Here is a 9,152-nt window from a genome sequence, read left to right as displayed (position 1 = left end):
CTCGCCGCCCAGCGCGAGGCGGTCCGGCGTACGGCGATGGGCCTGGACCGCCCGGCGGACCTGCCTCCGGCCGCGAGCGGCGGCTCGGTGTCCTACCGACGGGCCGGCGGCCTGCGCGGCCGCCCCTACCAGTCCGGCCGCGGCGCCTGACCTCTCTTGATCGACTCCAGTTCGGGGAATTGGCGGTGTCCCGGTGCGCCGGATGCCCCCACTTCCCCGACCTGGCGCTGCCGGTCCGGTGGGGTGATTCGCGTGCCGGGCGCGCGACCTGTTAGCCTTGTCGCCGACCCGCCCGGTGCGAGCCGGGTGGGATCAACGCTGGTTCGCCAGCGGAGGGGCTGTGGCGCAGACCGGTAGCGCACCTCGTTCGCATCGAGGGGGTCAGGGGTTCAAATCCCCTCAGCTCCACCCAGTTGAAAGGCCGTCTCCCGTCGTGGGAGACGGCCTTTCTCGATCCCGTGCAGCGGCGTCGAAGGCATGGGCGCGGGTAGGGTCCGTCGGTGATCGTCTCGCAATACGTGTACTTCGCGCTGAGCTCCGTGCGGGTGTCGGCCGCCGAGATCACGACGAGGCTCGGCATCGAACCGGACGAGATCGCCGTTCGTGGCAGCCGCCTGGCCAGCCCACCCAGGCCCGCCAGCCACCGGTGGAAGATCACTTGCCGCGAGCCCGGGTTGACGGTGGACGAGCAGATCAACCGGATCGTGGATCGGCTCCTCGACCACGCGGACCGCATCGGTGGACTCGCTGCAGAGCTGGACGCCATCGATGGAGAGCCAGGCGCGAGCGTGCTGCAGGTCGTCCGGGTGTTCGCGCATCCGGACGGCGAGGAGGAAGACCTGACCGGCCCGGTCGAAGGACTGGAGAAGCTCACCGGTCAGCACCAGTTGTTCGGCTGGCACGTTGACGCCCGGGTACTCGAGTTCCTCCGCATGACGCGAGCGGAGCTCGACGTGGACGAGTACGCCTACGGATGAGGCTGGCTGAGGCTCCGAGCCAGCCGAACCAGGCCCACCATCCCCTGGTCAGTCCTGCGGCCCGCGGCTGTCGGCCCCGTCCGGCTGCCAGAGTTGGACGACGTTGTCCTCCGGATCGCGCAGACTGGCGAACCGGCCGTTCGGGTACTCCTGCGGGTCGACCTCGACGGCGAGGCCCGCGCCGCGTAGTTGGGCGACCATGGCGTCCAGGTCGGCGACCCTGAAGTTGAGCGACCAGGAGTGCCCGGAGCCGCCGAAGTGCGCGGCGTCCGCAGGCATGGCCGCCAGGACGGTGGGGCCGGCCTGTTGCCACCAGGAGGAGACCTCGTAGGACTCCGGCGCCAGGTCGACCCCGAGATGGGTGGCGTACCAGCGATTGACCCGGTCGGGGTCCTGGGCGCGGAAGAAGACCCCACCGATGCCCGTCACGCGTTCCACGGTCTCTCCCTTCGGTCGTGCCTCGCCCTCGCACCTTACGGGCGGGTCGCGTGTGGTCGGTCAGGACCGCGCCGACCGCACGTCGCTCGGCGGACAGCTGCCCGGCCGCACGGTTCACCCGTCCTCCATTCACCCGTGCCGATTGACAATGTTTGGAATCCAAACTTACTCTCGCGCTGGGCGGGTGCGCGCCCCGCCTGTCCCGTCCACGCGCACACCCCACCACGAAGGAACCCCGATGCTCGGCTTTTCCCGTACCGCGAACCGGGCCCGATTGCGGGTCGGCCTGGTCGCGGCCACCGCCGCGACGCTCGTGGCCGGCACCGCCCTCCTGGCGACCAACGCCCAGGCGGCGGCCGGTTGCCGCGTGACCTACACGACCGCCAGCCAGTGGGGCGGCGGCTTCACCGCCAACGTCTCCGTCACCAACCTCGGCGACGCGATCAACGGCTGGAACCTGCGCTGGACGTTCCCGTCCGGCCAACAGGTCACCCAGGCGTGGAACGCCACGGTCACCGCCACCGGTGCCCAGGTCACCGCCACCAACGTCAGCTACAACGGCGCGATCCCCACCAACGGCAGCGTCTCGTTCGGCTTCAACGGCTCCTGGTCCGGCGCCAACACCGCGCCGACCTCGTTCTCGCTCAACGGGGTGGCCTGCACCGGCGGCGTCGGCGGCACCACGCCACCGCCCACCACCACGCCGCCCCCGACCACGCCGCCTCCGACCACCCCGCCCCCGACCACGCCACCGCCGGCCGGCAACGCGATGGCGGCGGTGGCCGCCATGCAGCCCGGCTGGAACCTCGGCAACTCGTTCGACGCCGTCGGCGCGGACGAGACGGCGTGGGGCAACCCGCGGGTGACCCAGGCGCTGCTGGACAACGTGCGGGCGCAGGGTTTCAACAGCATCCGGATCCCGGTGACCTGGAGCAACCACCACGGCGGGGCGCCGAACTACACCATCGACGCGGCCTGGCTCAGCCGGGTACGCGAGGTGGTCGGCTGGGCCCTCGCGGACGGCTTCTACGTGGTGATCAACATCCACCACGACTCGTGGCAGTGGATCAACACGATGCCCACCGACCGCACCACCGTGCTGAACCGCTACAACGCGCTCTGGACGCAGATCGCCACCGCGTTCCGGGACAGCTCGTCCAAGCTCGTCTTCGAGAGTGTCAACGAGCCGCAGTTCACCGGCAGCTCCGGCGACGCGCAGAACGCCAGCCTGCTCAACGAGCTGAACACCTCGTTCCACCGGATCGTCCGCCAGTCCGGCGGCGGCAACGCCAACCGGCTGCTCGTGCTGCCGACCCTGCACACCTCGGCCGAGCAGGCCCGCGTCGACGAGCTGACCAGCACGTTCAACGCCCTGAACGACCCGAACCTGATCGCCACCGTGCACTTCTACGGCTACTGGCCGTTCAGCGTGAACATCGCCGGCGGCACCAGGTTCGACGCGACCGTGCAGCAGGACCTGACCGACCAGTTCGACCGGGTCTACAACGCCTTCGTCACCCGCAACATCCCGGTCGTCATCGGCGAGTACGGCCTGCTCGGCTTCGACCGCCACACCGGCACGATCGAACAGGGCGAGAAGCTCAAGTTCTTCGAGTTCCTCGGCCACTACGCGCGCAGCCGCAAGCTGACCACCCAGCTCTGGGACAACGGCCAGCACTTCGACCGGACGTCCTTCGTGTGGAAGGACCCCGAGCTGTTCGCGCAGATCAGGTCGAGCTGGACCACCCGCTCCGGCACCGCGTCCAGTGACCAGGTGTACGTGCCCCGCACCGGCTCGATCACCGCCAAGAGCCTGACGCTCAACCTGAACGGCACCACGTTCCAGGGGCTGCGCCAGGGCACCACGGATCTGCTCAACGGCACCGACTACACGGTCTCCGGCAACACCCTGACGCTCACCGCGTCGGCGCTGACCCGGCTGGTCGGCGCCCGGGCGTACGGGGTGAACGCCAACCTCCAGGCCCGCTTCTCCACCGGCGTGCCGTGGCGGATCAGCATCATCACGTACGACCCGCCGGTGCTCGGCAACGCCACCGGCCCGGTCGGCGGGTTCACCCTGCCGGCCCAGTTCCGGGGCGACCAGTTGGCCACCATGGAGGCGAGGTACGCCGACGGCAGCAACGCCGGCCCGCAGAACTGGACGTCGTTCAAGGAGTTCGACGTGACCTTCGCGCCGAACTACAGCAGCAACACGATCACGCTGAAGCCCGAGTTCTTCGCCGAGGTCAACGACGGCCAGCGGGTCACCCTGACGTTCCACTTCTGGAGCGGCACCACGCTGACCTACCACGTCACCGAGTCCGGCGGCACCGTCACCGGCACGGTGAGCTGACCGCGACGGCACGGCTCGCGGCGATGTGCACCGACACCGCCGCGAGCCGCGCCGTGCGCGACGACCGATGACTTTCCGGCCCGACGCCTGTCGACAGAGGCATGACCACACAGACACTCCGGACACCCGAGGTCGACCTCGTCTACGACGTGCACGAACCCCGCACGGCCGCCGGCGCGCACCGGCCCCTGTTCATGATCGGCCAGCCGATGTGCGCCGACGGCTTCACCGTGCTGGCCTCGTACTTCCCGGACCGCACCGTCGTCACGTACGACCCGCGCGGGCTGGGTCGCAGCGTGCGCAAGGACGGCCGCACCGACGCCGTGCCCGAGGTCCAGGCCGCCGACGTACGCGCCGTCGTCGACGCCCTCGGCGCGGGTCCCGTCGACATGTTCGCCAGCAGCGGTGGCGCGGTGACCGCGCTCGCCCTGGTGGCGGCGTACCCGGGCACGGTGGCCACGCTTGTGGCGCACGAGCCGCCGCTTGTCGCGCTGCTCCCCGACGCCGAGGCCGCCGTGCGGGCCACGGCCGCCTGCCAGGAGACGTACGAGAAGAACGGCTGGGGCGCCGGCATGGCCGCGTTCATGGCCATGACGTCCTGGCGGGGCGAGTTCACCGACGACTACTTCGCCCGGCCCGCACCGGACCCGGCCGCGATCGGGCTGCCGACCGAGGACGACGGCACCCGGGACGACCCGTTGCTCTCCGACCGGTCCACCGCGATCACCGGCTACCGGCCGGACGTCGACGCGCTGCGCGTGACGCGTACCCGGGTCGTCCTCGCGGTCGGCGAGGAGTCCGCGGAGACCCTCACCGCGCGTACGACGGCGGCGGCGGCCGCGCTGCTAGGCGGCCGACCGGCGGTCTTCCCGAGCCACCACGGCGGCTTCCACGGTGACCAGGGCGGCTACGCCGGCAAGCCGGCGGAGTTCGCGGCCCGGCTCCGGGAGATCCTCGACGCCCCGGCCTGACCGGGCTCAGGCGCGGCGCAGGTCGGCGACCATGACCGGGTAGGGGCCGGCCCGCGTGTCCGGGTCCGCCTGGTCCGCGGGCACCACGTTCTCCATCCGCAGCCGTACTGTCGTCGGGTCGGCGGCGTCGAGGGTGATCCGCCACCCCCAGCCGCCGCCGTACTCGGCGGACAGCTCGACCTCCGGCACCCCGCCCGTCGTGCCGGTGAGCGTCATCGCGGTGGGCTGCTGGTGCCACGAGTCGCCCCACCAGGCGGCCAGCGAACCCGGCTCCTCCCCGGCGGCAATCACGAGCAGCCCGTCCTGCGGCCCGTCCGTCGGATGCGCCCACGAGTACGACACCGTGGTCAGGTGGCCGCCGGCAGCCGTCGCCACGGTCAGCGTCGCGGGTGACTCGGCGAGCGGGTCGGCCGGCATCAGCCGGAATCCGTTGGTGCCGGTCCAGGACCCGGTGGCGTCAGCGAGAACCATCGGGCCAGCATAGGGGCGCGCGGGCCGCCCGACCGTCCTCAGGCGAACGTCGTAGCGGTCTCCCCGGTGTCAGTCGCAGCCGACTCCGTCGCCGTCCCTGTCCAGGTCGTAGATGTCGCTGCCGATGACCCGGACCGGACCTGTGACGTACGCCGGGCCGTCACCGCTGCCCCCGGAGCAGTCCACGTCGCTCGCGATCGGCACGCACGCTCCGCTGTAGTTCGGGTCGCACTGGCGCGTCTGCTTGGTGCCGACCGCGACCACCTGCGTGACCGGCTGCCTGGTGACGACGGACCGGAGCAGCTTCTTCGAGGTCTGCACCCCGTTGGTGACGGTCACCTGGTAGGTGAGGGTGCGAACTCCGGTAACGCCGCGGATCCGTACCTTCCTGGTCCCCTTCGCCAGGGTGGGGTCCTTGACCGTTCGGGTGGAGTAAGCGATTTTCGCGGTCGAGGTGACGGTCCTGATCTGCACCTGAGGCGACGGAGAGGCGCTCGGGCTCGCCTCGGTCGGGGTCGCGGCCGGAGTCGAGCTGGGTAGATCCACGACTGCCGGAGCCGGCGCCGCCGCCTCGACTTCGCTCGGTGCGGACGTGGTGGGTGCGGCGTCCTTCTTGCTCGGTTCGCCCGGGGAGTCGGTGGCGGCGCCGATCGCCACACCGCCGCAGCAGCACAGCACGACCACGCCCGCGGACACGATCGCGACCTTTGCTCCGCCGGAGAGCCGGCGCCACCACGACTGCCTCGGCGCCGGGTACGTCGGGCCGAACGGGACGGGTCCAGGGTGGTGCGGTGATGGGTTCGTCACGCACCACAGTCTGCTTGCGTGCGCAACGGTTGCCAGCGGTCAATCGGAGCGCTCCCAGGCGACGCTCCGGCAGCAGGTCAGGACGATGAGTCGCGGGATCCGGACCAACCGGCGGGACCCGTGACGCACCCGGCCGACCAGCGACTCCGGCCGGTAGGGCGCACGCCGCCCGCCCGTCCGACAGGCACCCGACCGATCAGACCGGCCGACCCGCCCCACTCACCCCAATCGTCGCGTTCCCCGGGGCGGGCTGCCGCAGATCTTGGTACGAAATGGCCCTCAGGGGGGCCGTTTCGTACCAAGATCTCAAGCGGACCGAGAAGGGGTCAGCTGGAGAAGTCGTCCCGGGCGTCGCGGGCGTCTTCCTGGACGTGTTCGCCGGGACGATTGCCCCGGATCTCGTCCAGCTCGCGTACCCGGTCCGCCTCGGCGCGTTCGTCCCGGTTCAGGTTGCCCAGCTGTGCCCGCGCCGGGCCGGCCAGGTCCTCCAGGTCGTCCTTCGCACGCTCGACGCTCATCGCCGCCTCCCCGGATCGTCGCGCGACCACCGTCGCCGCCTGTCCCGACCGCGTCCCCGCTGGCCCGGGCGGCAAACCCGCGCACCCACTCGCCCGGGCGGCGCCTCCGCGCACCCACTCGCCCGGGCGGCACTCACCGCACCGGTCGGCGAGCCAGCGCGTCCGGCGCTCCCGTCCGCGACTCCCGGCGGTGCGGGGTGGGGACGGCTACCCGGGCGGCAGCGCGGTGGTCAGGTCGGCGGCGTGCCGCAGCGTGTCGGTCAGCCGGTCGCGCAGCTCCTCGTCGAGCGGTACCGCACCGGCCCGGCGCAGCCATCCCCGGGCATCCTCCGGCCGGTCGAGCAGCAGGGCCAGCTCGGCCCGGTAGACAAGCGCCTCGACATGCGTGCCCGGGTCGTCGGCGGCGTCCGGTCGGGCCAACGCGCCGTCGAGGATCCGTACCGCCTGCTCCGGCCGGCCGCGCGAGTCGGCCTGCACCACAGCGTTGCGCAGCGCCCGGGCCAACCCGCCCCGATCGTCGTCGGCGTCGGGCGTGGCGGCGCGGGCCACGAACCGGATCCAGTTGCCGCCGGGGTCGACGATGCTGAACCCGGAGTGTCCGTCCTGGTTGTGGCGGGCCCGGGGCCGCGTCATCCGGGGCACGCCGGAGACGAGCACCTTCCCGTACGCGGCGCGCAGGCCCGCGGCGAAGGCGCGGTGGATGGCGACCAGGTCGTCGACCACGACCAGACAACTGCCGTACGAGGTGGCCGGGTCGAACCCGGGCATGCCGAAGAAGTGCAGGTTCAGGTCTTCCCGGCGCAGGGCCAGGTAGGGATTGGGGCGCGCCTGCCGGTGCGTGACCTGGAAGCCGAGGGCCTGGTAGAAGGGCGCCACGTCGTCCAGGGAACGGCACGGCAGCAGCGGGATCGTGGTTTCGCGGGCCATGCGCCGAGCCTGGCGACCGGCGGCGGTCACGCGCACATGGAAAGGTCCGAACGGCCCACCCGTACCGCCCGAACGGACACGGGGGCCGGCCCTGGGTGGGACCGGCCCCCGCGTGGGGTCAGGCTCGCGCTCAGGGCTTCCAGGACCCGGCGGTACGCAGGTTGTGCTCGTACTCGACGACGCCGTTCTGGTCCTTCACGTCGAAGATCAGCTGGCCGCTGCGCTTGGAACCGGCGGGCAGGTTGTTGCCCGAGGTCATCAGCTTGCCGCAGCCGGAGAAGGCCCCGCCGATGCCGTTCTCCTCGGTGCCGTCCGCCGCCTTCCAGGTGAAGAAGAACGGGTTGATCGACCCGGTGCCCTTGGTGACCTCGGCGGTCACGTCGGCGATCAGGAACGTGCCGTTCTTCGGGCCCGGCATGAACTCCCGGCAGGCGGCGCTCTTGGTCCGGAAGTTGCCGACCGTGATCTCGATCGTGCCCTCGTCGTCGTTGACGATCAGCTTGTCGCCGGCCGGCATGTCGAAGGTCTTGTCGTCGGTCGTACCCGGCTGCGGCGTGGAGGAGGTGCCGTCGGTCGGGGTGTCACCGATCGGGTTGCTGTAGGTGACACCCGGGGTGGGCAGCGTGTCGATCGCCTCCTTGGTCTTCTTCGCCCCGCTGTAGATCGCGAAGATGCCACCGCCGCAGCAGAGCAGCAGCATGACCGCCGCCACGATGCCGACCGTGATCCAGACGTTCTTGCTGGACTTCTTGGCCGGCGGCCCGAACGGCTGCCCCGGCGGGGGCGGGTACGGCCCGGACGCCGGGTACTGCCCGGGCGGCGGCGGGTACGGCGGCTGTCCACCGGGCGGCGGGTAGCCACCCGGCGGCGGGTACGCGCCACCCGGCGGCGGATACGGCGCGCCCGAGGTCGGCGGCGCCGGCGGGTACGCCTCGGTGGGCGCGGGCGGCTGGTACGACGGGTACGCCTCGGTGGGCGCGGGCGGCTGGTACGACGGGTACGCCTCGGTGGGCGCGGCCGGCGGCGGGTACGGCGCGCCTGAGGTCGGCGGCTGCGGAGCGTACGGGGCACCCGAGGTCGGCGGCGTGCCCGGGGCGGGCGGTGGCGCGTACGGGTTGCCCGACACCGGCGGCATCGGCGCGGTGGGAAACGCCTGGGTGGGCGGTTCCGGCGGCTGCTGGTTCGGGTCCTGCGACCCGGACGGAGGCTGAGGGTGGCTCACCGTACTCCTTGGACACCTTCGGGATTTTCAGTCGGAACGACGGTACAAGCCGTGGGCAACGGGACCGTCAGGCCCTCACCGACGTGGCAGAACGGCGGCGGTGCGGACCAGATCGTCGTCCACGGCGAACCGACCGGTGATCTCCGACGGCGGATCGGCCACCGGGGCGGCGGCGAGCCGGGCCGGCGCGATCTCCGCCCGGAACGTCCCCGCGTCGAGGTCGAGGGTGACCCGCGCGTCGGGGAAGCCCAGCCAGGTGCCGACGATCGGGTGCCAGATCTTGTAGATGGTCTCCTTGGCGCTGAACACCACGGTCGGCCACGGCGGGCCGGCGGGCAGCCGGGCCAGCTCCGCCTCCTCGTCGGGGCGGCACACCTTGCGCCGTACGCCGGGGGAGAGCGGCCGGTGCCGCTCGGCGTCGATGCCGACCGCGCGCAGGTCGGCGGCGCGGGCGACGGCGGCGGCGCA

Annotated in this window: 10 protein-coding genes, 1 tRNA gene and 1 pseudogene; 5 read left to right on the top strand and 7 right to left on the bottom strand. The window is 72.0% G+C overall.

Annotated features, from left to right (window positions below):
* The 3 genes and pseudogenes from HUW36_RS35465 to HUW36_RS18485 form a co-directional block, all read left to right on the top strand.
* A pseudogene (locus HUW36_RS35465) lies at nucleotides 1-150 on the top strand (divisome protein SepX/GlpR); the annotation flags it as partial.
* 184 nt (nucleotides 151-334) lie between these two features.
* Nucleotides 335-408: transfer RNA gene (locus HUW36_RS18490), tRNA-Ala, on the top strand.
* Between the two features lie 92 nt (nucleotides 409-500).
* Complete coding sequence (locus HUW36_RS18485) at nucleotides 501-977, top strand: DUF4279 domain-containing protein (RefSeq protein WP_174529315.1); 477 nt, start codon at nucleotides 501-503, stop codon at nucleotides 975-977.
* A gap of 48 nt (nucleotides 978-1,025) precedes the next feature.
* Here HUW36_RS18485 and HUW36_RS18480 read toward each other — a convergent pair whose 3' ends face one another.
* Nucleotides 1,026-1,415 (bottom strand): VOC family protein, encoded by a 390-nt coding sequence (locus HUW36_RS18480; RefSeq protein WP_174529314.1) that lies wholly within the window; start codon nucleotides 1,413-1,415, stop codon nucleotides 1,026-1,028.
* Between the two features lie 238 nt (nucleotides 1,416-1,653).
* Here HUW36_RS18480 and HUW36_RS18475 point away from each other — a divergent pair, with 238 nt between their 5' ends.
* Both HUW36_RS18475 and HUW36_RS18470 read left to right on the top strand, forming a co-directional pair.
* The gene (locus tag HUW36_RS18475; RefSeq protein ID WP_174529313.1) at nucleotides 1,654-3,768 is read left to right on the top strand and encodes a cellulase family glycosylhydrolase; all 2,115 of its coding nucleotides are present in this window, start codon (nucleotides 1,654-1,656) and stop codon (nucleotides 3,766-3,768) included.
* Between the two features lie 101 nt (nucleotides 3,769-3,869).
* On the top strand, nucleotides 3,870-4,739 hold the full coding sequence (locus HUW36_RS18470; protein WP_174529312.1) for an alpha/beta fold hydrolase: 870 nt from the start codon (nucleotides 3,870-3,872) through the stop codon (nucleotides 4,737-4,739).
* 6 nt (nucleotides 4,740-4,745) lie between these two features.
* On the opposite strand, the gene HUW36_RS18465 is transcribed toward HUW36_RS18470, so the two are convergent.
* The 6 genes from HUW36_RS18465 to HUW36_RS18440 all read right to left on the bottom strand — a co-directional run.
* Nucleotides 4,746-5,210, bottom strand: coding sequence for a hypothetical protein (locus HUW36_RS18465; protein ID WP_174529311.1), 465 nt, complete (start codon nucleotides 5,208-5,210; stop codon nucleotides 4,746-4,748).
* 69 nt (nucleotides 5,211-5,279) lie between these two features.
* A complete protein-coding gene (locus HUW36_RS34525) occupies nucleotides 5,280-5,684 on the bottom strand; it encodes a G5 domain-containing protein (RefSeq protein WP_246248215.1) in 405 nt (134 codons plus the stop codon).
* Between the two features lie 659 nt (nucleotides 5,685-6,343).
* Complete coding sequence (locus HUW36_RS18455; RefSeq protein ID WP_174529310.1) at nucleotides 6,344-6,535, bottom strand: general stress protein CsbD; 192 nt, start codon at nucleotides 6,533-6,535, stop codon at nucleotides 6,344-6,346.
* Nucleotides 6,536-6,742: 207 nt separating this feature from the next.
* Entirely contained in the window at nucleotides 6,743-7,462 is a 720-nt protein-coding gene (locus tag HUW36_RS18450; RefSeq protein ID WP_174529309.1) for a VOC family protein, read from the bottom strand.
* A 130-nt stretch (nucleotides 7,463-7,592) separates the two neighbouring features.
* Entirely contained in the window at nucleotides 7,593-8,684 is a 1,092-nt protein-coding gene (locus HUW36_RS18445; protein WP_174529308.1) for a DUF4352 domain-containing protein, read from the bottom strand.
* A 75-nt stretch (nucleotides 8,685-8,759) separates the two neighbouring features.
* The coding region (locus HUW36_RS18440) for a 4'-phosphopantetheinyl transferase family protein (RefSeq protein ID WP_174529307.1) at nucleotides 8,760-9,152 on the bottom strand (393 nt) is incomplete at its 5' end.

The organism is Micromonospora maritima, from assembly GCF_902825405.1.
In the GTDB taxonomy this organism is placed as follows: Bacteria; Actinomycetota; Actinomycetes; order Mycobacteriales; family Micromonosporaceae; genus Micromonospora; species Micromonospora maritima.
This window is presented reverse-complemented; position numbering and strand designations above follow the sequence as displayed.

What these genes read in the sequence shown, in the direction of transcription:
- HUW36_RS18475 (WP_174529313.1), top strand. Translation starts at nt 1,654, where the DNA reads ATGCTCGGCTTTTCCCGTACCGCGAACCGGGCCCGATTGCGGGTCGGC.
- HUW36_RS18465 (WP_174529311.1), bottom strand. Translation starts at nt 5,210, where the DNA reads ATGGTTCTCGCTGACGCCACCGGGTCCTGGACCGGCACCAACGGATTC.
- HUW36_RS18450 (WP_174529309.1), bottom strand. Translation starts at nt 7,462, where the DNA reads ATGGCCCGCGAAACCACGATCCCGCTGCTGCCGTGCCGTTCCCTGGAC.
- HUW36_RS18455 (WP_174529310.1), bottom strand. Translation starts at nt 6,535, where the DNA reads ATGAGCGTCGAGCGTGCGAAGGACGACCTGGAGGACCTGGCCGGCCCG.
- HUW36_RS18470 (WP_174529312.1), top strand. Translation starts at nt 3,870, where the DNA reads ATGACCACACAGACACTCCGGACACCCGAGGTCGACCTCGTCTACGAC.